Annotated in this window: 20 protein-coding genes; 13 read left to right on the top strand and 7 right to left on the bottom strand. The window is 42.1% G+C overall.

What is annotated here, in order from left to right; translation table 11 throughout:
- The first annotated feature begins 332 nt into the window (after positions 1-332).
- A complete protein-coding gene (gene katG / locus MMU05_RS00660; protein ID WP_418884455.1) occupies positions 333-2567 on the top strand; it encodes a catalase/peroxidase HPI in 2235 nt (744 codons plus the stop codon).
- 209 nt (positions 2568-2776) lie between these two features.
- On the opposite strand, the gene MMU05_RS00655 is transcribed toward katG, so the two are convergent.
- Both MMU05_RS00655 and MMU05_RS00650 read right to left on the bottom strand, forming a co-directional pair.
- Positions 2777-3892: a peroxiredoxin family protein gene (locus MMU05_RS00655; RefSeq protein WP_241139756.1), complete on the bottom strand. Its 1116-nt coding sequence runs from the start codon at positions 3890-3892 to the stop codon at positions 2777-2779.
- Between the two features lie 105 nt (positions 3893-3997).
- Positions 3998-4789, bottom strand: coding sequence for an NUDIX hydrolase (locus MMU05_RS00650; RefSeq protein ID WP_241139755.1), 792 nt, complete (start codon positions 4787-4789; stop codon positions 3998-4000).
- A gap of 88 nt (positions 4790-4877) precedes the next feature.
- On the opposite strand from MMU05_RS00650, the gene MMU05_RS00645 reads away from it, so the two are divergent.
- The 8 genes from MMU05_RS00645 to MMU05_RS00610 all read left to right on the top strand — a co-directional run bounded on the left by MMU05_RS00645 (position 4878) and on the right by MMU05_RS00610 (position 13798).
- Positions 4878-7286, top strand: a complete 2409-nt coding sequence (locus MMU05_RS00645) for a beta-N-acetylhexosaminidase (protein ID WP_241139754.1) — start codon at positions 4878-4880, stop codon at positions 7284-7286.
- Positions 7287-7529: 243 nt separating this feature from the next.
- Positions 7530-8396, top strand: coding sequence for a hypothetical protein (locus MMU05_RS00640; protein WP_241139753.1), 867 nt, complete (start codon positions 7530-7532; stop codon positions 8394-8396).
- 368 nt (positions 8397-8764) lie between these two features.
- The gene (locus MMU05_RS00635; protein WP_241140057.1) at positions 8765-9661 is read left to right on the top strand and encodes a helix-turn-helix domain-containing protein; all 897 of its coding nucleotides are present in this window, start codon (positions 8765-8767) and stop codon (positions 9659-9661) included.
- A gap of 511 nt (positions 9662-10172) precedes the next feature.
- Positions 10173-11441 (top strand): DUF5692 family protein, encoded by a 1269-nt coding sequence (locus tag MMU05_RS00630; protein WP_241139752.1) that lies wholly within the window; start codon positions 10173-10175, stop codon positions 11439-11441.
- 131 nt (positions 11442-11572) lie between these two features.
- Positions 11573-11848: a hypothetical protein gene (locus MMU05_RS00625; RefSeq protein ID WP_241139751.1), complete on the top strand. Its 276-nt coding sequence runs from the start codon at positions 11573-11575 to the stop codon at positions 11846-11848.
- On the top strand, positions 11833-12417 hold the full coding sequence (locus tag MMU05_RS00620) for a hypothetical protein (RefSeq protein WP_241139750.1): 585 nt from the start codon (positions 11833-11835) through the stop codon (positions 12415-12417). The genes MMU05_RS00625 and MMU05_RS00620 overlap by 16 nt, the downstream gene beginning before the upstream one ends.
- Positions 12363-12806, top strand: coding sequence for a hypothetical protein (locus MMU05_RS00615; protein ID WP_241139749.1), 444 nt, complete (start codon positions 12363-12365; stop codon positions 12804-12806). The genes MMU05_RS00620 and MMU05_RS00615 overlap by 55 nt, the downstream gene beginning before the upstream one ends.
- A gap of 38 nt (positions 12807-12844) precedes the next feature.
- Positions 12845-13798 carry an alpha/beta fold hydrolase gene (locus tag MMU05_RS00610; protein ID WP_241139748.1) on the top strand — a complete coding sequence of 318 codons (954 nt, stop codon included), beginning with the start codon at positions 12845-12847 and terminating at the stop codon, positions 13796-13798.
- Positions 13799-14056: 258 nt separating this feature from the next.
- Here MMU05_RS00610 and MMU05_RS00605 read toward each other — a convergent pair whose 3' ends face one another.
- The 3 genes from MMU05_RS00605 to MMU05_RS00595 form a co-directional block, all read right to left on the bottom strand.
- Positions 14057-15277, bottom strand: a complete 1221-nt coding sequence (locus tag MMU05_RS00605; RefSeq protein WP_241139747.1) for a DUF5692 family protein — start codon at positions 15275-15277, stop codon at positions 14057-14059.
- Positions 15278-15479: 202 nt separating this feature from the next.
- Entirely contained in the window at positions 15480-16640 is a 1161-nt protein-coding gene (locus MMU05_RS00600) for a baeRF7 domain-containing protein (RefSeq protein ID WP_241139746.1), read from the bottom strand.
- Between the two features lie 403 nt (positions 16641-17043).
- Positions 17044-17466: a hypothetical protein gene (locus MMU05_RS00595; RefSeq protein ID WP_241139745.1), complete on the bottom strand. Its 423-nt coding sequence runs from the start codon at positions 17464-17466 to the stop codon at positions 17044-17046.
- Between the two features lie 1359 nt (positions 17467-18825).
- Between MMU05_RS00595 and MMU05_RS00590 the strand changes: the two genes are divergently transcribed.
- Both MMU05_RS00590 and MMU05_RS00585 read left to right on the top strand, forming a co-directional pair.
- Entirely contained in the window at positions 18826-19221 is a 396-nt protein-coding gene (locus tag MMU05_RS00590; protein ID WP_241139744.1) for a PAS domain-containing protein, read from the top strand.
- The gene (locus MMU05_RS00585) at positions 19218-20051 is read left to right on the top strand and encodes an MBL fold metallo-hydrolase (RefSeq protein ID WP_241139743.1); all 834 of its coding nucleotides are present in this window, start codon (positions 19218-19220) and stop codon (positions 20049-20051) included. Before MMU05_RS00590 ends, MMU05_RS00585 begins: the two co-directional genes overlap by 4 nt.
- A gap of 108 nt (positions 20052-20159) precedes the next feature.
- Here MMU05_RS00585 and MMU05_RS00580 read toward each other — a convergent pair whose 3' ends face one another.
- Positions 20160-20936 carry an NUDIX hydrolase gene (locus MMU05_RS00580; protein ID WP_241139742.1) on the bottom strand — a complete coding sequence of 259 codons (777 nt, stop codon included), beginning with the start codon at positions 20934-20936 and terminating at the stop codon, positions 20160-20162.
- 112 nt (positions 20937-21048) lie between these two features.
- Between MMU05_RS00580 and MMU05_RS00575 the strand changes: the two genes are divergently transcribed.
- Both MMU05_RS00575 and MMU05_RS00570 read left to right on the top strand, forming a co-directional pair.
- Positions 21049-21435, top strand: coding sequence for a hypothetical protein (locus MMU05_RS00575; RefSeq protein ID WP_241139741.1), 387 nt, complete (start codon positions 21049-21051; stop codon positions 21433-21435).
- A gap of 21 nt (positions 21436-21456) precedes the next feature.
- Entirely contained in the window at positions 21457-21612 is a 156-nt protein-coding gene (locus MMU05_RS00570) for a hypothetical protein (protein WP_241140065.1), read from the top strand.
- Between the two features lie 224 nt (positions 21613-21836).
- Here the strand turns inward: MMU05_RS00570 and MMU05_RS00565 are convergent, their stop codons facing one another.
- Positions 21837-23540 (bottom strand): sulfatase family protein, encoded by a 1704-nt coding sequence (locus tag MMU05_RS00565; protein ID WP_241139740.1) that lies wholly within the window; start codon positions 23538-23540, stop codon positions 21837-21839.
- Positions 23541-23893 lie beyond the last annotated feature (353 nt).

Genomic DNA, 23893 nt, shown 5'->3' with positions numbered 1-23893 from the left:
TGAATGCAACACTTTTTATTTTTGATTAGGCCAGTTTCATCTATTTAGTTGATTCAACTTTTTTTGTGCCATACCCTAGGATTTAAGCTTAAATTATTGAAGAGGTTTTTTTTCCAAGTAAAAACTTAAAAACAGGCTTGATTTGCTTCGGTAATAGGATTTAAAACATCATTGATTTTGTCTATATTCAATAGAAAATTGCGATCCTAGACTCGCTTTATTCTGTTGTATCTTTATACAAATAAATGATTCGTCTAAAAATATAAATCCCAAATTATATGAGAAAATTAAGCTTGCTATTTTCCATACTGATCAGTGCAACACTGACAGTAATGGCTCAGGAAACGAAACCTTCTGTCGATGCTTGGTCGGGTGCCACCAAGAAAAGTTCCAGTAACGCGATTGCAACCCAAAATGCGGAATGGTGGCCAAACCAGTTGAACCTAAGCATTCTTCGTCAAAACTCATCTTTGTCCACACCCATGGATCCGGACTTTGACTACATCAAAGCCTTTAACAGTCTGGATTATGAAGCGATCAAAAATGATATCCGTGCGGTGATGACCGAATCTCAGGACTGGTGGCCCGCAGACTATGGTCATTACGGAGGATTATTTATCCGCATGGCTTGGCACAGTGCAGGAACATACCGGTCAGGAGATGGTCGGGGTGGTTCACGCTCTGGTCAGCAACGTTTTGCGCCACTCAACAGTTGGCCGGACAATGGCAACCTGGACAAGGCAAGAAGGTTGATTTGGCCCATCAAACAAAAGTATGGCAATAAGATTTCATGGGCGGATTTGATGGTCCTAACAGGAAATGTCGCATTGGAATCAATGGGCTTCGAAACATACGGATTTGCAGGTGGTAGAGAAGATGTCTATGAACCGGAGCTTGATGTCTATTGGGGATCAGAAGGGAAATGGCTGGATGATAAAAATCGTTATTCAGGTGACCGCAAATTGGAAAACCCTTTGGCAGCCGTTCAGATGGGTCTTATCTATGTCAACCCTGAGGGACCAAAGGGCAATCCTGATCCGTTGCTTGCCGCACATGATATCCGTGAGACATTTGGAAGAATGGGAATGAATGATGAAGAGACAGTAGCTTTGATAGCAGGAGGGCATACATTGGGGAAAACCCACGGAGCTGGTCCCGCCGAAAATGTAGGTCCTGAACCTGAGGCAGCACCCATAGAAGATCAGGGATTTGGCTGGAAAAGTTCTTACAAATCCGGAAAAGGAGTTGATGCCATTACTTCCGGAGTTGAAGTAATTTGGACCGCTACCCCTGTGAAGTGGAGTCAGGGATATTTCAAGAGTTTATTTGAAAATGAGTGGGAACTGACCAAGAGCCCTGCAGGTGCATATCAGTGGGTAGCTAAAGATCCTAAGATACTGTTTCCTGATGCTTTTGATCCAAACAAAAAACACAAGCCTACCATGTTGACCACGGACCTTTCGATGAGAATGGATCCGGTATATGAGAAAATATCCCGAAGGTTTTATGAGAATCCTGACGAGTTTGACAAAGTATTTGCAAAAGCATGGTTCAAACTGACTCATAGGGACATGGGACCAAACACAACCTATTTGGGACCTGAGGCTCCAAAAGAAGACCTGATCTGGCAAGATCCTATTCCTGCTGTAAACCATAAACTGATCGGCGCTCAGGATATTGAGATCCTCAAAAAAGAGATTTCGAACTCAGGTTTATCAATTTCTGAAATGGTTTCTACTGCTTGGGCTTCGGCTTCGACATACAGGGAATCGGATAGACGGGGAGGCGCAAACGGTGCCAGAATCAGATTGGCTCCGCAGAGAAACTGGGAAGTGAACAACCCTAAGCAACTTGATAAAGTATTGTCTGCTTTGGAAAAAATTCAGCAGAATTTCAATTCCAAATCTACAGACAAGAAGGTTTCACTAGCGGACCTGATTGTATTGGCAGGAAATACAGGCGTAGAAAAAGCTGCTGCTAATGCCGGACAAAAAATCCAGATTCCATTTACCCTGGGACGCATGGACGCATCCGCTGAGCAGACTGATGTCGAATCTTTTGGATTGCTAGAGCCTATGGCTGATGGCTTCCGAAATTATTTGAAGACCCAATACACCATCTCGACAGAGGAATTATTGATAGACAAAGCGCAGCTTTTGACCTTGACTGCTCCGGAGATGACGGTGTTGGTAGGGGGAATGCGTGCAATGAATGTCAACTATGATGGTTCTAAAAACGGGATTTTCACTGAAAAGAAGGACATGCTCACCAATGATTTCTTCGTAAATCTATTGGATATGAGTACCGAGTGGAAAGCTGCGGACGACACCAAAGAGAAGTTTGAAGGGAGAGACAGGAAAACCGGTGAATTAAAATATACAGGTACCCGGGTCGATCTGATTTTCGGTTCCCACTCTGAATTAAGAGCACTTGCAGAAGTGTATGCACAGCAGGATTCAAAGGAAAAGTTTGTGAAGGACTTTGCGGCAGCATGGAATAAAGTGATGAATCTGGATAGGTTTGATATAGTTAATAAAAAACAATCTGACACTTTAGTTAAAAAGTAGTGAAAAAAACCAGCCCGAAAAGGCTGGTTTTTTTTTGCTTTTTTGCCCAAGATTCATTGTTGAATATGGATTCCCCTTTTGATACCTATGAGTGAATAAACCGTTTTTTGGCCATTTGAATATTTGCTGATAGCCGTCTATTTCGGTGATATTTTTTTATAGAAGTAGTTCTAAGCAGAAAGATTTCTAAACAAACAGATAAGGTTCGCTTAACTTCCCTTGTTCAATTTTACCATCAATTCATCTGAATAGCCCACTTCCACATTTTCTATTTTCCCTGACTCATCGATCAGAAAAAAGGTGGGGTATCCGCTCACGCCGTATGCTTCTCCCACCGATTTGGCGTCGATGAGCACAGGAAATGGAACAGTCACTCTGGAAACGTATTTCTCCATTTTTTCCTTGGGATCGACGGGATTGACATACAAGGGAATTATGTTAGCTGCAAACTCGAAATTCGGTTTGCTGAATTCCTCTAAGGCGATTTTACACCAACCGCAATTGATCATCGAGAAGTCAAGCAAAACCTTTTTACCTTTGAAATCTGAAAGTTTGACTGTATTTCCGTCTAGGTCTTTAAGTTCAAAATCAGGAGCAATTTCACCTTTTGCGAGTATGTTGGGAGAATCTTTGTCTGTTTGTCCATCGATTTTTGACAGGTAGCCCATGGGTGGGTGGATGCTCAAAGAGTCTTTAATTTTGGAGAATTCATATTCCTCAAAAACATTTTCAATCAATTGGCTTCTTTTTCCATCGTGGTACAACCTGCGCGATAACAATTTCACAGTCAGGTTGGTAGGATTGATAAACATGTTGTTTTCTAGGTAAATCTTCTTTTCGCTGATCACGGTATCCATTTGGACCCAATAGAAGTTCATGTGGGTTTTTCCATTGATGGCTGTGTCCTGTTTATAAATCCATGGTGACTTTTTAAAAAGATTTACAGGAGAAAAATCCAGGTACGTATTTGAACTCGCAAAATTTTCAGATCCAGGTTTGGTTTCCTCTGAATGAATCGTCACAGTGCTGTCCTTGTGATTGATGGTGGTCAATACATCATCCAGATAGGATAATTCTGAATCTTTTCTCCTGCCAATGTAATTGTATTCAAAGTATATATTTGGATGTTTTTGAAGCTTCAACTCATATAAAAATGTATCGACTTCTCCCAATAAAGGATTTTCCCACAGCATCACCTGCTTAAAGCTGACTTGCTCTGCGGCATAGAATTTTTCTTTGGCCGCCTGAAAAACCTCCTCTGGAGTTTTTTCTTTAGCACATCCAAATATCACAAGAGCCAAAAAGAAAAGCAGGGAATTCTTCATATCCACAAATTGATTGTTGTTTCAAAAGTCTAATTTAATAAAGCAGGTAGTTTGAAAAACGGAAATTTCTTTGCGACTCATATTGGATTTAAAGAAAGTATTTCCTTACAACCGCAAACCAATTCCCTGCTGAAGCGCCTCTTGATATTTTTCCTGATCAAAGGAATATAGGAAGGGGGCTTTGTTGGCTGATCCGGTCTTTTTTTTCTCGTTTCTTATAAAAAAATCCAGCCCCAACATTTTGCGCTGAAAGTTGCTACGGACCAAGGTTTTTCCCAAAAGAATCTCGTATAGTTTTTGGAGCTCAGACATAGTGAATTTTTTGGGTAATAAAGCTTGGCTGACTGGCTGGTAATGCAATTGGATCCGGATGTGTTCCAAAGCTTTTTTTACTGTTTCATTTTGTCCTAAAAACAAATCCGGCAATTCCTCGACAGAAATCCATTCACAGGATTCAAATATGGGGTCAACCTCAGGACGCTGTTCGCTGATTTCTACCAAAGCATAAAATCCGATTGTCACCAGCCTTTTTGAAAACCAGTCTTTCAGCTCTTGATTTTCTCCAAGTCCAAATTTTTCCATCCATGAATCCAACTGTCCCGGATATTTACCCATTTGGTCATAGGACTTGTTTTTGGATCCGAATACATGAAACTGTTTTAAATAAAGGGATTTCAATCCTGTCCGCTCTTCTACAATCCGGTCTGCCGCTTCCTCTACATCTTCCTCCTTTTTTATAAATCCACCGGGTAGGGACCAACTTAATTCGCCTTTGAATTTAAAAACCAAGGTTTTTAACTGTTGATTCTCATACCCTAGGATCACACACTCAATGGAAAGACCCGGGAGACATTCCTGCGAGATTTTGTAGAGACTGACCTGAAGGTTATTTTCCATGTACCAAAGGTAAAAACTATTGTATCATATTAATACATAAAAAAATATCCCTACTATTGTATCAAAATGATAAATTAAAATTTCTTCTATGAAAGCGGTTAGATATATTTTGATCACACTGGGAGTTTTGGTCTTGACAGGGGCGGTTGCTTGGTTTGGGTTTTTGCGGCCCGAACCACCCTTGATTTCTCCCGAAGACCGTGCCCAAATTTACCTTATGCCATTGCCCGCGAAGCTGGAACTTGGTGAGGGCGAATTCCTGATCAGTTCTGATGTCACTTTGGAAATTGAAAATCATTCGACCCAAAGGGTTGAAAAAGCTTTGGATCGGTTTTTCAGCAGGATGAAATCCCAAACAGGTTTTGGTAAAAATTCAGGTCAATCCAAAAATCTGATCGTCAAGCTTAGCAGCCCCGATTCAGATCCTTTTCCGGTTTTTGATTCCGATGAATCTTATAATTTATCCATTACTGCTGATCAAATAATTCTGTCTGCCCCCGTAGAATACGGGATATTGCATGGATTGGAGACTTTGTCTCAACTGATCCAAGAAAAAAATGGACAATGGTATATCCAAACTATGGAAATCGAGGACAAACCTAGATTTCCCTGGAGGGGATTGATGATAGATGTTGCCCGTCATTTTTTGCCAAAAGAGGTTATTTTGAGAAATCTAGATGCCATGGCAGCAAATAAAATGAATGTCCTGCATTTGCACCTGACCGATTTTCAGGGTTTCAGGGTTGAGTCCAAGCTTTTTCCAAAACTCCATGAAATGGGTTCCAATGGCCATTATTATACCCAAGAGGAAATCAGGGAAGTAGTCCAATATGCAGCAGATCGGGGGATTAGGGTAGTTCCGGAATTTGATCTACCCGGCCATTCCACTTCTTGGTTGGTAGGTTATCCTGAGTTTGACAGTGGACCGGGACCGGAGGGGCCCTCCCTGGATTTTGGGATTTCCACCCATGTGATGGATCCTACAAATGAAGACTTATATGTTTTCCTAGACCAGGTAATTGGAGAAATGACCGGGCTTTTTCCTGACCGGTATTTCCATATAGGTGGAGATGAGGTCAGTCCAAAAAGATGGGAAGAAAATGAAAAAATCCAGTCTTTCATGAAAGAGAATGGTTTGGAAAACCCTAAAGCCCTACAGGCATATTTCAATAAGAGACTTTTTGAGATTGTTTCCAATCATGGTAAAAATATGTCCGGGTGGGACGAAATCCTGAACCCTGAACTTCCAAAAGGCAATATCACAGTGCAGGCATGGAGAAATATGCGTTCCCTATGGGACGCCGCAAGACAGGATTACAAGGCCATCCTTTCCACAGGATATTACCTTGACCATAAGCTTTCTGCCAAATCCCACTATGAAACTGACCCTTTTGTGATTCCCGGAGCAGTTGAAATAGAAATTGATACCGCACTTTGGAAAAGCTGGGAATTGGAAATGAAAATTGATGAAACTATCCTGGAGGCTGAGCTTTTCCTTTTTGGAGAAGGAGAAAACCTTCGGGGAATCATGTCCTTTATGGGAGATGCAAGGGGTTTTGAAGAAGCCCGATTAGAAGGCAATAAGCTGAACTTTGAGTTTGCAATTTCTTTGGGAACATTCAAGAATGAATTGGAAATCAAGGGAGATTCTTTGATCGGAAGCGCCAGCATAGCGCTGTTCGATATCCATGTCGAAGGGGTGAGAAACGGGGGTTCTGATATGGTGGAGGGAATTCCACTGCCAAAGTTTGACAAAATCGAACCCCTCACGGAGCTTCAGCAAAAAAATATCATTGGCGGAGAAGCCGCCATGTGGACAGAAATGGCTGATTCAAGGACGGCGGAGTCCAGAATATGGCCCAGGGCTTCGTCAGTAGCCGAAAAACTTTGGAGTCCACAGTCAATGACTACAGACATACCGGACTTGTATCGCAGACTAAAAAGGATGGACGATTACCTTGAAATTTCGGGAATCCAACACCGCACTGCAACTGGTGAGATTCTTCGTGAAATTACCGCACCCCCATTTCTCAGTCCTTTGACATCCTTGGTTTCTATACTCCAGGAAGACATTCTTTTCAACAGAATGGTCATCTACAGCCCAAAACTCCTCACCACAACTCCATTGGACAGGGTGGTGGATGCCGCCAGGCCGGAAAGCATAATTGCCTATCAGTTTAACCAGGACGCTGCAAAATACCTCGAATCCAAAGAGGATAGCCTCAAGCAAAACCTGATCCTACAACTTGAAGAATGGACAGCCATCAATCAAAAGCTAATCCCGGCTTATGGTTCAAATGAACGGATTGCCGAAATCGCTCCCCATGCCCAACATTTGGAGAAATTGGCCACACTAGCGATCCAAAAGCTTCGGGGCGAATCTTCTGAATTAAGTGCTGAGGAAATTAAAAATCTGCTGGCCGACTCTTCCAAAGGATATGGAGGAACATTGCTTGCCGTACATGAAGGCCTCCAAGCCTTAATTCTGAAAAATTAATTACCAAACTGCAGCCCATGACCATAGTCTATTGGTCATGGGCTTATTCTTGAAAGGAAAGGAATGTGATTTCTTCCGTTTTGAATATTGAACCAAGCCTCTTGATCTTGCCCTTGTACATTTTTTTCCACCTCCCCATTGTTTGAAAATCGTAATTATTACTTTGAAAAAAGTTAAAAATGCCCCTTCTCATTTGGTAATTTTGTATCATCAAAAAAATAAAAAGCATTCACAAACAGGAACATGACGCAGTATTTTCAAATTTTTGGAGAAGAACCATCGCCAAACCCACGGGAAGGATATTATTTGATTTTTGGTTTCCATAAGTTGGCTTTGAGAAAAGCGATGATCCTTTTGGTGTATGTTCTATTTATAGGTACGGATGTTTTTGCTCAGGATAATTCCGGAAAAGGGCCAAGCTATTTCCGTGGCAATATCAGCGTCACCAACAACGGACTTTCTCTCATTCCGGCATTTTCGCTTGGGAGACCGGCAGCGATTTTTGAACTCTCGATGGGCGGTGAAAGGCTGAGTTTCGATCCCGAACTACGCTTTGCATTGGATGGGAAGCCTTGGTCATTTATCTTTTGGTGGCGGTACAAAATCGTCAAATCTGATAAATTCACCCTGCATGTCGGTGCACATCCGGCTTTTATTTTTACGACTACCATGGAGCCTGATGCCAATGGTCAAATGGTTGAAAAAACAGAAGTCCAACGGTTTTTTGCTGCAGAAATCTCACCCACCTACACGATCAGTCCAAAGACAAAAGTGAGTTTTCTTTACCTTGCCGGCAGGAGTTTGGGCAAAGTCCCTTATGCCCTCAATCAATTTGTGGCCTTGGGCCCGTCATTTACAGATATTTCCATATCGGAGAAAGTATTCTTCAATGCCCGGCCAAATGTATTCTACTTGAAGATGAATGAAAAAGACGGGTATTTTGCAAGTTCCTCTTTGGTGATTGGCAGAAGAGATTTCCCGATATCACTAGGCGGAATTGTCAGCAAAAAGATTGTTTCAGAAATCGAGGTTGATAATTGGATCTGGAACATCAGTCTGATCTATTCCTTCAACAATGAATTTGTCAAAAGATCGAATCCGATACTTTAAATAGATATTAATGGATACTGGATATTAATTGATATTGGTTAGGTAGAAATACAGTGGAAATACAATAGATATAAAGTTGAAATAGGTTGCAGAAACCAACCATAAATTAAGTCAATAAGGCTAGATGCTTTAAATAGATATTAATGGATACTGGATATTAATTGATATTGGTTAGGTAGAAATACAGTAGAAATACAATAGATATAAAGTTGAAATAGGTTGCAGAAATCAACCAAAAGTTATGTCAATCAGGCTTGATGCTAAAACCTATATCACGAAGTATATATCCATTTATATCGCGCAGCATATATCTATCAAGAAACCTCACCAAGGTTTCCTTTTCACCAAACATTTTGAGTAGAGAAAACTTGGACAAACCAGAAAGTTTAGAAGAATTTTACAAAAGGAAATTCAATTGGCTTCCTGAGAATATCAGGAACGACATCGGGCATTTCAACATGTTCCGGTTGGAACCTTATTCCCAAGGAAAAACCACCTCTATCCCTTACAGAAGACGGGATTTCTATAAGGTCATGTTGGTCAAGGGCAAAAGTGAAGTGTACTATGCAGATCAGGTCATAGAGGTCAAAAAGCAGGCATTGGCATTTTCAAATCCTTTGATCCCCTACAAATGGGAGCACCATGAGAACCTGAAAGGCCAATACTGTATCTTCAACCAACATTTCATGCATGACTTTGGCAACATCAGCCAATATGAGATCTTCCAGCCAACAGGCAACCACGTTTTTGAACTTTCCGACCAACAGGTGGAGGAAGTGGAGGCGGTTTTTAAGAAAATGGAAACCGACTTCAGCTCGGAATACAAATACAAGTATGACAGCATCCGAAGTCTGATCTTGGAACTCATCCATTATGGCCTCAAGCTGCAGCCAAATACCTTGGCTGACAGACAGCCATTCAATGCCGCCCAAAGGATATCGGCCATGTTTTTGGAATTACTCGAAAGGCAGTTTCCCGTCGAGGACAATCATCCCCAAATCGACCTGCGCTCAGCTTCCGAATTTGCTGAGCACCTCAATGTCCACGTCAACCACCTCAACCGCGCCGTCAAGGAAACCACCGGCAAAACCACCTCTCAGGTGATCGCTGACAGGCTCATACAGGAAGCCAAAGTCCTGCTCAAACACAGCAAATGGAATGTTTCTGATATTGCCTACGCCTTGGGATTTTCCGAAGTGACCCATTTCAACAACTTTTTCAAAAAACACCTAAAGACCAGCCCGTTAAAATTCAGGGCCGGATAATTATTCCTTAAGTTTTTTCAACCACGGAAGCCTTTTGACCACCGGCAGATCAAAGGTCAGATAGTTATTCAACATCCTAAATGGGATAAGCTAATGGATAAGTGTTCCGTCGATTTATTAAAAGGAATGCTTGGCTGATGGGGATTTTATTTTGTTAGAAAATCGGGTTATAGACAAGTGATGGAAACGGTCCAAAAATATTATCGGTAGGTATTATTTACCTACTTTTCTGCATTCACCAAGTTAAAAGGAATCGGATTCCAAAATAATTTTTAAGTCTATGAATTGCTTATTTTTATTTTGAGTTTCATTGTTTACCGAAATTTTTTGTATCACTATTTGGTGAAAAAATTTATTATTTATTTGTAAAAAGGATTTTTTTAAAATAAAAACTCTTTTATATTTCCTAAGACAAAATTAATTTGAAATCCTCGTAATGATTTCTTTACATTAATTCCTTACTGTGATCTTTTTATTTACTCCATTAACCATAACTTAACAAAACAGTAACATGAGAAAAAGTACCAGTTTTCATTGGATTAAAAACCTCTTTAGTCCAATGCTGTTCCTCCTTCTTTTTGGGGGAATCATGTCGCCCCTAATTGCCCAGGAAAGGGAGTTTTTGGACGGCAAGTATGCAGTCACCCGAAGTGACAATCAGATCTTCATCTTCAGCTTCCACAAAGATGGAACGGTCATCGTCACCGAGAAAAACTCGGAAGACAAAGATTTCAAAGAAAAACAGAAGTATGAATTGATCGGTGACAAACTGACCATTACCCCGATTTGGCCACCGAGTGTCATCGACGATTTTAATGATGTCACCATGACCAAAGCAGGAGAGGGTTTGTTCACTTTTTCCAAAGACGGACTTGATTATGAAGTGCAGGAGCATTCCAATGTGCCTGCCATCATACATGTCTCGGCGGTTTTGATTGTTTTGCTGATTTTCAATTACCTCTGCAGAGGGTCCAAATGGTTTGTTTGGGCTACATGTATCATTTTGCCGCTTTACCTCACCATTTATGTATGGCCCATCACGACAGTAGGTACTGCGGTAGACACGTGGTTTCACGTAGCTAAGGTATGGTCAGCCCTCGCTGGCTCAGTGTTTTTCACCCTGGTCAGGTTTACCAAATTGAACAATTACAAATGGGCAAAATTTGTAGTAGCAGCCATTTTGGCCATCAATATTGTGGAAGCTGTTATGAGGGATTTTGAATTGGGTACCGGATTTGGAGGCATTTACCATTACCTCAACGGTACAGCCGGCATCCTTTGTATCATCACGCTTTCCGGATGGTTGACCATCAAGGCGGACGATTCAAAATTCAAAGACATGGTTTGGCCTGACATGACCTTGCTTTGGATCATCGCTTATGACGTTTGGAACTGGAGTTACATCTGTAACTGTATCCCTGAGCACGGTGTCATGGGTCTGATAGTGCTTTTATCATGTACCATTCCTGCCTTTTACAAAGTGGGTACTTGGCTTCAGGCAAGGGCTTACACTTTATCTGCATACATGATGTACATCATGAGCGGTTCCAAATGGATCAGCCATCCACTGAACAATGTATTGCTTCCGGATGACCCTACTTTTATCATTCTTTTGGCATTGTTAAGTCTTGGACTCAACGTATACAATGCGTATATCCATTTTGGAATGATGATCAGGAGAAAAGCTTGGGGATTTGGTCAGCCTGTATTGACCCTAGCCGAGCAGGAGGCAATAGTGGCCACCAACAAAACCTTCCCGCATTTTATCAAATTTGCCTGATATAGAGCAATAGTCTTTTCCAACTTTTATTTTACTGAAGAAAAAAGGCTGCCGGATCAAGGGTAGCCTTTTTTCTTTATCATAATCCATAAAAAAGGCCAAATATTTATTCACTATAAATTACCTTGAAGATGAATAATCCAAAAAATATATTGTTGATATTATTCCTATTCGGCTTTGGGAACTTGTCCCATAGCCAAGATACAGATTCCATCCCCGAAGGAAAGAAAGAAAAAAAAGTAACCATCATCCCCATGCCGGTCATAGCCGCCAATCCTACCACAGGGTTGGTTTATGGAGTTGCTCCCGGGTTTAATTGGTTCAATGGCAATCCCGAAACTACAAGTATGACAAGTTTCCTGGGGACTTTTCTCTATACCCAAAAAACCAGTTGTTTCTCCAGGTAAGGGGAAATATGTTTTTGGAGGATGACAGATGGCTGATGATGACTGACCTCAGGTTCAACCTCAACAGCCAACCGACTTACGGATTGAGTACGGACGCTTCTTATATGTACCATACGGTAATAGGCGAAGACGGGGAAGTTTCTGATGACCTGGTCAAAGGTCCACCCGAAAATGAAATGATGGGATTTGACCACTTCAGGTTTTACCAGACCGCTTTGAGGCGGCATGCAGATACCAGGTTTTTCTACGGGGTTGGATACCATCTGGACATCATGTCCAATATCGATGACAAGCAATTGGACCTGGATGCAGATCCTCCCAGACTCACCTACCACTACCAATACCAAACAGGTAAGGACATGCCTCTTGAAGGCTATACCCAATCCGGTGTTTCCTTAAATGCCTCTTTGGATAGCCGGGATAATGTAGCCAATCCCTATGACGGCCGTTTGGTTTTTGCCTCTTTGAGACTCAATCCCGAGTTTTTGGGAAGTACCGAAGGAGCAAGTCAACTTTGGCTGGAATACCGGGATTATTTCAACCTCAACCCGAAAGACCCAGAAATCTGATTGCGGTCTGGGCTTATGGTTGGTTTGTGACAGGAGGCAAGGTGCCTTATATGTTTTTGCCTGCGACAGGTTGGGACATGTTTGGTAGATCAGGAAGACCATACACCATGGGGAGATTTAGGGGAGAAGACCTTACCTACACAGAAGCAGAATGGCGGTTTCCACTTCAAAAAACCAAGGACAGACTCGGTGGAGTCGTCTTTGTCAATGCCACTTCTGCCAGCAGCCGGACAGACAATGTGAAGCTTTTCAACCACTTCCAGGCAGGTTATGGCGCGGGTTTGAGGTATATGATCAGTCCAAAAAACAGGGTCAATATCGGATTGGATTACGGAAGGGGAATCCACGGCGCTTCGGCCATTTTTCTCAATTTGAATGAAATGTTCTAGAATTTAGACTAAAATTTTTACCTAAAACATAAACGATTATGAAAGTATCCAACACCAAGATTTGCATTTTCCTTATGGTTTCATTTTTGAGCACATCAATATCATTTGCCCAGGATCATTTATTAAAAAAAGGAATGACGAGCCATTTTATCGAAACCAACGGAATTAAAATGCATTATGTCAAAGCCGGCGAAGGCCCTAAGTTAGTTGTGATGGCACATGGGTTTCCGGAGTTTTGGTATGGCAATTATAATATTCTGGAATCCTTTATTGGGAGCAAGGAATATACTGCTATCGCTCCTGATATGCGGGGGTACAACCTGACAGACAAGCCCGGGGAAGTAAAAGCCTACCAAATAAAAAATATGGTGGATGACCTAGCGGGAATGGTAAAAAGTCTTGGTTATGAGAAATTTTCCCTTATTGGACATGACTGGGGAGGGATTGTTTCTTGGGTTCTGGCAATAGTACATCCTGACCTTTTGGAAAAATTCATTATAATCAATTCTCCCCATCCGGCGATCTTTGCAAGGGAAATGAGGGAAAATCCAGCGCAGCAGGCAGGGAATAGTTACACACAGATGTTTAGGGCAGAAGGATCTGAAGCAAAACTCACAGCCAATGATTTTGAAATTCTGATCACCATGATGATGTCAGATGGGTTGAAAACTGGGGTATTTACCGAAAAGGACAAAAAAATATACAGAGAGGCTTGGTCTCGCCCCGGTGCTTTGACCGGAGGACTTAACTGGTATAGGGCTAGCGCCCAATATGGCTACGGTTATGATATAAAGGATTTTTCGGTCAATGTCCCGACACTTGTTATCTGGGGCATGGACGATGAATTTATTCTCAGTTCCAACCTAAATGGATTGGATGCATTCGTACCTGACCTGACTATCAAGGAGGTGGAAGGAGCCACTCATTGGATCATTCACGAAAAACCGGATTTGGTCAATAAATATATAATGGAATTTTTGTCAGGCAAATAAGTTAGAGGAAAACTGGTTTGTAGCGATAATTGATTAAACCTCAATCAAGGGCGTGAGGAGGTGTTTTATGCACAAGAGGCGTATACATCAGTAATCTTTCTCAATTTGAATGAAATGTTTTAGAATTAAATTTGAATCAAAACAAAAAAGGCTATCCCGATCAGGATAGCCTTTTTGATTGCCTGCTTTTTTGAGCCTCAAACTTTTAAAATTGAGATTGTGGATGGTGTAGGAATCCGTATCAATCAATATCAAATTTTAAAGCACAGATTCGCTTTGCCCCACTTCCAGATTGGCAGGAGCTTTTCCTGTAAATCTCCACCTGTAATGAAGCACAAAATAAGCCACATTGAAGGCCAAGCTGACCAAAGCCATGATCAATACCAGGTTTTCAGACCTTGGCATCGGGATCACAAAAGTCAGTCCCAAGCTGTTGTCTGCAAAGGCTTTGAAGCTGAAGAGATACATCATATAAATCGCCAAAGTAAATGCCCTTGCCTGAAGGTAGGTTCCTTTTTTGATCCAAATGGCGGCTACTGTCGGCGCCAATAAGACGATGAAAGAAAATGCAACGGTATTTGGGAAATTGATATAAACAAAGGTGATGTTCCATACATCATAGGCCAAAATCCAAAATGTCGTCATTCCCGGCCACAGCATGTCATGGGGTTTTTGCTCGTCTTTTTTGACGCCCTTCCATCTTGATATTGTAACCATACACAATACGCCGGCAATGCCATTGATGATGTTAGGCAAATCCGGTTGGGAAAAATCCTGCAATACCGCCTCAGCAATATTGATGGCCAGGATCAACATGACCACAAATTTTGCCCATGTTTTTCCATCAATATTGTGAAACCTAAAAAATGTCGTAAAAACACTTCCTGCGACGGCAGAATACAGTTTGATCCACCTGAACCAACCGTCAAATCCGGCTTTCATCCAATGTGGGATCAAGACTATGGGAAGAATGAAATAAAGCAAATAAGAAACGCCCTTGTAATATCTGGAGATTTCATTGCCCACCATCAGGATTATAAACAGAAACACCAAATGCATCCAGGACCAGAAGGGTTTGCTTTTGCGGATTTCTACGTCTGTTTCGCCATCCACATGTTTGAATTCGTACCGGGTGTCATCGATGTAGGTGATGGTCCTGTCTGAAAGTTCTCCGATAGGACCGGAAGCATCGCCGGACAGGACAATGTCTGACCCTTCCATCGACCAATTGAAAGTCTGCTTCAGTTTGCGGACAGTCATGCTTTTTTCAACATCGACGGTGCCGTCTTCCTTGAATTGAAAATCATACACCAGGCCGCTTCCCTGGGAATCGACCATCGAACCTTCCAAAGTTCCAATCCATCGGCCATGATCGCCGGGAAGACTTTGGGCTTGTACCAAGGGAATCCCCGCAAGCACGAAAAACATAGCAAACAGGAAAACTGATAGGGAGTTTCTTGCAAAATTGAGATTTGACATAATTTTTATTGGTTAAAGGGTGGATGTAAAGAATATTATTTCAGTCAAATTAAGGATTTATATTTAAAAACAGGGCCTGGTTTATAATTATTTGGCAAGGCGGTGCTTCGAAATTTGTCTGGTAACCGGATTCGGGAAATCCGTTTTCAGTAAAAAATCAAAAAGAGTTGCCGAGGATGGGGCAACTCTTTTTGGCAAACTGCTACAGCGGATATCTCAAGATCCCTGCGATGGCGCTGCTTTCATCCGGCATCATGTCAGGTTCTACGAGGTAGACCTTGCCTTTGAAATCAATCACCCTGGCAGCAGCCTCATCTATCAGGCAGTGCATTCCCGGTTCTTGGGTTTCGGAAAGGACGATTTGGTGGGCACTTTCATCATAGATACCCCACAGATGCTCATGGTCTTTGTCCACCAAAAGTGTGTCTACTGCTCCTGTCAGTGCAGCCTTGATCAGTTTGAGTTTGTCATTGTTGATCGCAAGACCATTGGCGAGGTAAGAACCGAAGCTTGACTTTCTTTCGAGTCTTTCTGTTTCAAAATAAGGCGCTGCGACTTCCCATGATTTGGCATGGAGAATCATCATGTCATTGTGGTTGAATGCTCCGGTGATCTTGCCCTCCTTCAGGTATCCGTAACTGTTTGCCTCCCTATATATCGGTGCAAGGTATTCCACCCCTGCAAGGTATAGCGGCAAGGGGTTTTTGTTCAGAACTGGCACAAGCCTATTGTTTACTTTATGGAAAAATTGGAGTAACCGCTTCTTTCTCTCCTCGTCGGAATTTTCGCTGTGTCCATGAAACTGCGAACCAACACCGCCGCCGCCTCTAGCCTGAAAACCTTTTTCACCGCCTTCATTTTCTTCTTCTGTAAAAGAGGAGGCGATATCTTCATCATCTATTTCCTGAATCCCGTTTCTCGTCGCTTCATAGAGGTAGATATGATCGAGATTCAATAACAGTAAATAATAGTGACCATCATCCGAAAGCTCAGGAATCACCGGAAGCAGCATCGGTTTGGATCCGATAAAATGGCTGCTTTCCTGTACTTCAAGAGGTAACTGAAAAACCTCCATTTCCCCATCATGAAGGAAGACGGCCAACATGTCGGAATTGTGTTCCCAAAATTCACCGTTATCCAAAAGGCTGTGGGCAGGGGCAAGAATTCTTTCGGCCTCTTTCCAAGCCAAACCTTTTTCGGTAGTAAGTCTGCTGCTGATCTCCTGCAGTTGGTTTTTGAAATGGGTTTTGTCCTCCTTGTAAGCAGTGGTACTCAACCGGGAGGTCGGTGTGTAGATAGAAACAAAGGAAAAACCTGATTTTTTGGAAAGGGCAATAAACTGTTCTCTGTCAAAAATTTTCATGGTATTTGTGGTTTATGGATGGATAAAATTAAAATTCAGGATACCGTAGTTGAATATAAAAGATAAAACATTCTATGAAAAAAAACAAAATAATATGCAATCCAATGCATGAAAAGTTATAAAAATCTCAATTTTTGATAAAAAGGCAGTGATGTTCCCTTTCGGGATTTGTGGCAATATTCCGATACTGGGTGACCAAAGGTCGGACGGATTGGCTAAGAGATAAATCAAAACTCAAGAATATCGTACATGTAGGTGCATCGCCGTAGCAAAAAGGTCCAAAGTTGGGCTAATGAACCGGAGGGGGATCTTCGAAAGTCCAAGGGGGTATTTCGGAAGATTCTCTGAGTAGGGGAAAGTAGCCCAGGTAAATTCCAGACTCAGGCTTTTCTTGGGTTGGCTATCATCGGACCACATCCCATCTCTGGACAAAATCAGAGCCATCCTCTGTAAACGTGAATATCACAGAGTCATTGCCACTATCTAATTCATATTGGTATACCGATTCACTTTGATCTTCCCATTGGAAAACAATGGTTTCCTGATTGGGATCAATGGTAAAAAATCCATTGCCTATCTGTCTGGCACCCTCTTTATAAGTAAACCTCCCTCTAAAATCCCTACTGTCCTCGTCGGGAACAAACTCCAAAAACCTGCAGCATTTTACAGTCAAGTCACTGATTCCGTTTATGGATTCACTGGAGATTTCCCATGGGCCAAGCACCCAAATGTCATTTAACCTATCATTCGGGTACTTGATCTCCTCATCAAGGCAGGTGGTGGCCATCAGCAAGGGCAGGAGTATAATTAATCTTAGGATTTTCATTTGACTTAATTTTAATTTTTAAAGATAACCTCTATTGCAGGATTTGTCTGACAAAAGGAATTATCAAAACATTACCAATAGGGTCCCTTCTTATGAAGGTATACTTTGGAAGTACCCCCATGAGGCAAAATAGTTCGATCTCCCCTGTTCTTGGGAATGGCATTTCAGTGGCTTGGGAAGAATCTAGGATTACTTTTTCAGGGGGAAGCAGCCAAGGATTGAACTTCTCAGAATTGGGATTTCAAATCCCAAAAAATAAGAGGAGAATAAATAAAGATTATTATTGTAAAGACACAAACTTTGGCGATGGCGGCCGACCACGCAGTGGGCTTTAGCCAAAAAGATTGGCCAGGAATGATCCCATCGGGATCAAATATGGGTAGCCCCGAGTAATCCCGCCATCGGGAGCAACTCGGGATAAAGAAAGAACCCAGTGATTCCGGGTTTTGGCTGAGGAAATTTAAATAGGGAATTCAGGTTTCCGCCAAAAACAGGGAAGGTCAATTCCCGGAATTTAATTCAACCCCTGCCTGCGGCAGGCAGGCCTTCGGGGTTGGCCTAAATTTCATCGCTTTTATTTTCTATAAATATGCCACCCCTTTGGGGTTGGCAGGAAATCGAACCATTTTCTGTCTCTCTGTTATACCCGGGGCTCCGCCACGGCGGACAAGTTATTTAAGGTTAGAACCCTTTGGGGTCTTCACCCCACCTTATATTTCCTCTGTGCTCTACTTGTGATCAATAATTCCCACTGATACTCCTTCTTTTTCCAATGCAGCAAAATCCCATCAGCCCTAAAAGGGCGAAATTTGTTGAAGGAATTGTTCCGCACCTTCAGGGCTCACGGGAATCCATCCAAACTTTAAGGATGGGCTGCACCCATCCCTTTGTTATTCTGCCCTTTCAGGGCTTTAACCATGATAAAATAAAAACTCCACGGTCTCTGTGACCTCCGTGTAAGCCGTGGTAAATTATTACTATAGCCGATTCTCCCTTTGCGTCCATTGCGAAACCTTCTTTTCCTTTGCGGTGAAAAATAAATTTTCACGGAGTTCACAGAGTACGATGAGAAAAAAAGAGAAAAGATACTCTGCGCTCTCAGTGTCCTCTGCGGTAAAAAATCAGCCACCCCTCTTTGCGAAACCTTGGCGAACATTGCGGTTAAGAAAAGAATGGTGACATCCCTTTTGATTCTTCCGTCCTTTGTGCTCTCAGCAGCCTGCGCGGTAAAAATTCCTAATCTTTTTTCCCCTCTATTTCGGTTAAATGAATGAGGAATGAATAAGATTATATGGGTATAATTATTAAAATTTTTTATGATTTGATTTCCTATATTTATGTAAGTCAATCAAATCCCATATGGCCACCTACGACATAGAGATCATTCTCAACAGACAGCTTGCCGATTGCCTTTCCATTCCGGTATTTATCACGGATACGGCAGGCAATTTGATCTTTTACAATGAGCCTGCGGAAACTATTCTAGGTTCCCGGTTTGGAGATACAGGCGAAATGCCCGTGGAGGTGTGGGGTACTATTTTCAAACCTTTGGATGAAAAGGGGAAACCATTGCCGCCAGAAGGATTGCCCTTGGTAAAAACCCTAAAAGACCAACTTCCCCACCACAAAGTGTTTTGGATAGAAAGCCTGAAGGGCAAACCACAAAAGATATCTGTGACCTCCTATCCGATCATCGGCAGGATGGGGAAATTTCTCGGTGGAGTCGCTATTTTTTGGGAAAACAAAGACATATGAAAGTTTCCGTTCAAGGCGTAAGGGGTTCCATACCCACTTCAGGTTCGCAAACAACCCAATTTGGAGGAAATACCTCTTGTGTCACCCTTATGGAGGATGGCCGGATGATAATCTTGGATGGCGGCTCGGGACTGCAGAAGGTAACCCTTCCGGATCCGGAGGTCAAGAGGGTAGATATATTGCTGACTCATTTCCATTTGGACCATATCCAGGGACTTGGCTTTTTCAGCCCGTTGTTTGACCCTGACAAAGAGATCCATATTTGGGGTCCTTCCAGCATCACCCACAACCTGCATTCCCGGCTCAACAGGTTTCTTTCACCGCCTTTGTTTCCTGTGTTGATGCGGGATCTTCCATGTGAAATTGTCCTGCATGATGTTTCCAATAGCAGTTTTGAGATTGGTCCTTTCACCATTACTTCCCAATTTGTCATCCACCCTGGGGCCACAGTCGGCTTTAGGATCAAAGGAAAAAGCGCCGTGTTTGCCTATGTCCCCGACCACGAACCAGCACTTGGCCCTAAGGGATTGATCTTCGATAAAAAATGGATTTCGGGTTTCGAACTCATGGAGGAAGCCGACCTACTCCTGCATGACGGGCAATTCACCACCGAACAATATGGTAAAAAAATCGGATGGGGACATTCCAGTATGGAGGACGCCATCCAATTAGCTGAGTATGTAGGAGTCAAAAGGCTGTTGCTGACCCACCATGACCCGGCACACAGCGACACAAAGCTTAATGAGATCCTTGATGCCCTGAAGTCCAAGCATACAGGACAACTTGACTTTGACCTAGCCAGGGAAGGCATGGAAATTGAATTGGGGTAATTTATTTAGCGGGATGCCCGATAATATTAACTTAATTCTACCGGAACCAATACTTTACCTAAACGCTAATTCGATATAGAATTTACATTGCGAAGGACTTCACTTTTTTCAATAGGTATGTACAATACCTTGGTTTAAGGCTTCTTCATAATTTGCTTTATCAAACTGGTATAGGTAAGGCGAACGGTGTGGACCAATGTTTCTTCTTTCATCTAGTTTTTTGATAAGCCCAAGTGTCAAAAGTTTTTTGGAAAAATTTCTTTGATCCAGTTCTTTTCCCAAAATGGTTTGATATAAAGAGTGGATTTCAGGGATGGTGAATTTTTCAGGCAAAAGGTTATAACCGATCGGTTGATGATAAATCGCGAGCCTTAGCATTTTCAAAGCCATTTCTACCACTTCATTTTGATCAAACAAAAGGAATGGAACTTCATTCACATCACACCAATAAAAATCATCGGTAAAAAAATCTGTGGTAATATCCACTTTTGAATAATCTACTAAAGCGAAATACCCTATTGACAAGGTTCGTTGAAATAACCAGTTGTCTTCCGAAGTTATTGGACCAAATTTTTCACGGAATTCGGCCTGGCTTCTTTCCCGCACCCTATATGGCGAATCTCCAAATACATGAAACTGCTGCAAAAACAAATCGCTAAGCCGGGTTCTTTCTTTCAATATCCTGTAGGCAGCTTCCGTCAGTGGCTCCCGGCTTTTGATAAAACCTCCCGGCAATCCCCATCCACTATGTCCTATCCATTTTAACAGTAAAATTTTGAGTTGTTGGTGGTGATATCCAAATATGACACTGTCAATCGATACATGAGGAAGGTAATCTTTATGACCATTGATTACAAAGTCAATTACTTCTTCTTGTGCGTTCATATACAAAGCTAAAAAATAATTGCGTAAATATTACAGAATAGAAATAACAATGCCATATCTTTATTTCCTAAAACTTACATTAAGACAATTTCTAACCAAAACCATTAAAATTATGAAAAAGCTAAGCCTTATTATCGGCGGATTATTAATCTCACTTCTTTCACTCAATGCAAATGTATATGCGCAGTCTCCTGCTGATTATTTTGTCGGTAAGTGGAAGGTGGTTATTAAAGGAACTCCTAACGGAGATGCTAACATGATTTTAGTGCTTGAAAAGAAGGAAGATTCATTGACCGGAGTTGTGCAGGATGAGTCAGGAAATGAAATCACCAAAATCGATAATGCAGAGTTAGGCGTAGACACTGCTACTTTTTATTTCAATGCACAAGGTTATGACGTGACATTAGAATTGACGAAAGCTGACGAAGACCATGTGACAGGAAACTTATTAGGGATGTTTGAAGCAGAAGGAGAACGAATTATAACACCTAAACAATAATCAATAAGGCGGATTGCATGATTGCAATCTGCCTATTTAGATCCTACCGGACTTGGCGAACCGCTTTTTCCTCCGGTATTTGCGGCTTTAGCCAATTCCCTGTACAAAGCCATTGGAAGAAGATATTCCGACCAGCCTTTTGCCACTCAGCTCGAAATGCAGCATCTGAGAATGTGATTTCAAAAACCGGTAATGCTTAAATAAAAAAAACCGCGCCCAAGGGAAATGGGTGCGGTTTTTATTACCAAGAGATTTCCGCCTTTTTCTTCATCTTTTAATTTAGATATCCTGAAACCGGCTTTCTAAGAAAAAAATCAGCAAATGAACCTTGGGCATGATTATTCATTGAAGTTCAGATTCCGGGCTGTGGACTATGGACTATGGACTTTTTTTAACTCCTCTCAATCAAACTCATACGCGGCCTTTATTCCTTTCTTTTCGAAAATGGTTTTAACGGTTTCTTGATTGGCACCGAAAGCCCTGCGTTTGGAAATGTCTTCCAAATACTTGTCTATGTAGCTTTGACTCAGTTCTGAACTGTCGCCATATTTTTTTCTGAGTTCTTCCAATTGGGCGTGCAATTCTTTTTTGATATCGGTATAGGCAGGATCGTCATAGACATTTTTCATTTCATTGGGATCATTCATGCGGTCGATGAGTTCCCATTCATCCACATCAAAGTAATAATGGACCAGCTTGTATTCCTTGGTGACGATGGCATAATGCCGCTTGACCATGTGTACCGCCGGGTACTCGTAGTAATGGTAATAGACGGCTTCCCGGGTCCACTTTTCGTCATTTCCTGTCAAGATCGGCATGAGGCTTTCACCCTGCATGTCAGCAGGTGCAGGAATCCCTGCAGCTTCCAAAAATGTCTGTGCAAAATCCAGGTTTTGGACCATTTCATCTGATTTGGTTCCCGCTTTGATTTTTCCGGGCCATGAAACCAAAAGCGGTGTCTTGAAAGATTCATTGTAAATAAATCGCTTGTCAAACCAACCGTGCTCTCCCAAGTAAAAGCCCTGATCGGAAGTATAGACGATGATGGTATTTTCCATCAGTCCATTGGCCTCAAGGTAATCGAGAACGCGCCCCACATTTTCATCCACTGAGGCGATGGTGCCAAGGTAATCCTGCATGTAGCGTTGGTATCTCCACTGCATTTTTTCCTTTTCAGTCATGGTAGGAAATGCTTTTTTGAAGTCTTCATTCACTTTCATGTAAGCTTTATCCCAATTTGCTCTTTGTTCGGGGCTGAGTCTGCCAACTTCCCTTTCAAATGCACCTTTGTCCCATCCTGATTCGTCCGGAATTCCCATTTCACCCATGGTTTCAGGGTACAATTTGGAATCCCCTGACCAGTTCATATGCTTCAACAGGTTCATTTCTGCTTCCCTTGCAGCGGATCCACGTCCCGAATAATCGTCAAAAAGCGTTGTCGGTTCAGGGAATGTCTTGTTTGTAAATTCGGCCATATGCCGCTCCGCCATCAGCCATTCTCGGTGTGGGGCTTTGTGGAGGTACATCAACATAAATGGCTGATCGGCTTTGCGCTCATTCTGTAGCCAATCCAAAGTCATGTCCGTCACGATATCCGTCACGTAGCCATCGACTTTAATATTTCCCTCATTTTTGGTGATAAAATCCGGGTTGTAATAGGAACCCTGACCGGGAAGGATTTTGAATTGGTCAAAACCTTTTGGACTGTTGCCAAAATGGAGCTTGCCAAACATCGCAGTCTGGTAACCGGCACTTTGAAGAATTTGGGGAAAAGTAATGTTGGTCGTATCGAAAGGGAAGTGGTTGTCGATTTTGCCGTTGAGGTGGGAATGCTTTCCTGTCAGGATCGTAGCGCGTGAAGGTGCACAGATCGAGTTGGTCACACAGGCATTGGTGAAGAGCATGCCCATTTTTGCAATCCTGTCGATATTTGGGGTTTGGATTAACCTCGTATCATAAGCAGAAATTGCTTGGTAAGCGTGGTCATCCGACATGATAAAGATGATATTTGGCCGTTTTACTTCGGTTTCTTCAGGTGCTGTCTTGCAGCTGAAAATGAAAAATATTCCGAGTATCAACAGGAGGTATGATGGGTTTTGTTTCATGGTTGCTGGTTGGATGCTTTTTATAAATGTAAAAAAGATAAAGAATGATTTCTAGCCATTTGTAAAAAGTTGTGTTGGATTGTACTCAGGGTTCAGCCCCGAAGTGGTTTTTTAATGATTATAAAGATTCAGAGTGTTAATTCCAGATATTTTGTAAATGATCAGCCCCGAAGTGGGCGAAATATTTCTAGCCATGGGCAAGGTGCTTGTTGAATCTTTATATTTTGAAAAATTATCATGCACCGCAGCCCATGGTTTGAATCTCGCAGTATTTGGGAATTTCGGTCACGCATCTATTTAGGAAGAGTATACTCATTACCGAAATGGCGGGAGGAATTCTTTCGTTCTTTTTC

The sequence above is a fragment of the Cognataquiflexum rubidum genome (assembly GCF_022538115.1).
Taxonomy (GTDB): Bacteria; Bacteroidota; Bacteroidia; order Cytophagales; family Cyclobacteriaceae; genus Cognataquiflexum; species Cognataquiflexum rubidum.
This window is presented reverse-complemented; position numbering and strand designations above follow the sequence as displayed.

Excerpts from the sequence above, each read along its gene's own strand:
- katG (WP_418884455.1), top strand. The coding sequence starts at position 333 with ATGGCTCAGGAAACGAAACCTTCTGTCGATGCTTGGTCGGGTGCCACC.
- MMU05_RS00655 (WP_241139756.1), bottom strand. The coding sequence starts at position 3,892 with ATGAAGAATTCCCTGCTTTTCTTTTTGGCTCTTGTGATATTTGGATGT.
- MMU05_RS00650 (WP_241139755.1), bottom strand. The coding sequence starts at position 4,789 with ATGGAAAATAACCTTCAGGTCAGTCTCTACAAAATCTCGCAGGAATGT.
- MMU05_RS00645 (WP_241139754.1), top strand. The coding sequence starts at position 4,878 with ATGAAAGCGGTTAGATATATTTTGATCACACTGGGAGTTTTGGTCTTG.
- MMU05_RS00640 (WP_241139753.1), top strand. The coding sequence starts at position 7,530 with ATGACGCAGTATTTTCAAATTTTTGGAGAAGAACCATCGCCAAACCCA.
- MMU05_RS00630 (WP_241139752.1), top strand. The coding sequence starts at position 10,173 with ATGAGAAAAAGTACCAGTTTTCATTGGATTAAAAACCTCTTTAGTCCA.
- MMU05_RS00625 (WP_241139751.1), top strand. The coding sequence starts at position 11,573 with ATGAATAATCCAAAAAATATATTGTTGATATTATTCCTATTCGGCTTT.
- MMU05_RS00610 (WP_241139748.1), top strand. The coding sequence starts at position 12,845 with ATGAAAGTATCCAACACCAAGATTTGCATTTTCCTTATGGTTTCATTT.
- MMU05_RS00605 (WP_241139747.1), bottom strand. The coding sequence starts at position 15,277 with ATGTCAAATCTCAATTTTGCAAGAAACTCCCTATCAGTTTTCCTGTTT.
- MMU05_RS00600 (WP_241139746.1), bottom strand. The coding sequence starts at position 16,640 with ATGAAAATTTTTGACAGAGAACAGTTTATTGCCCTTTCCAAAAAATCA.
- MMU05_RS00595 (WP_241139745.1), bottom strand. The coding sequence starts at position 17,466 with ATGAAAATCCTAAGATTAATTATACTCCTGCCCTTGCTGATGGCCACC.
- MMU05_RS00590 (WP_241139744.1), top strand. The coding sequence starts at position 18,826 with ATGGCCACCTACGACATAGAGATCATTCTCAACAGACAGCTTGCCGAT.
- MMU05_RS00585 (WP_241139743.1), top strand. The coding sequence starts at position 19,218 with ATGAAAGTTTCCGTTCAAGGCGTAAGGGGTTCCATACCCACTTCAGGT.
- MMU05_RS00580 (WP_241139742.1), bottom strand. The coding sequence starts at position 20,936 with ATGAACGCACAAGAAGAAGTAATTGACTTTGTAATCAATGGTCATAAA.
- MMU05_RS00575 (WP_241139741.1), top strand. The coding sequence starts at position 21,049 with ATGAAAAAGCTAAGCCTTATTATCGGCGGATTATTAATCTCACTTCTT.
- MMU05_RS00565 (WP_241139740.1), bottom strand. The coding sequence starts at position 23,540 with ATGAAACAAAACCCATCATACCTCCTGTTGATACTCGGAATATTTTTC.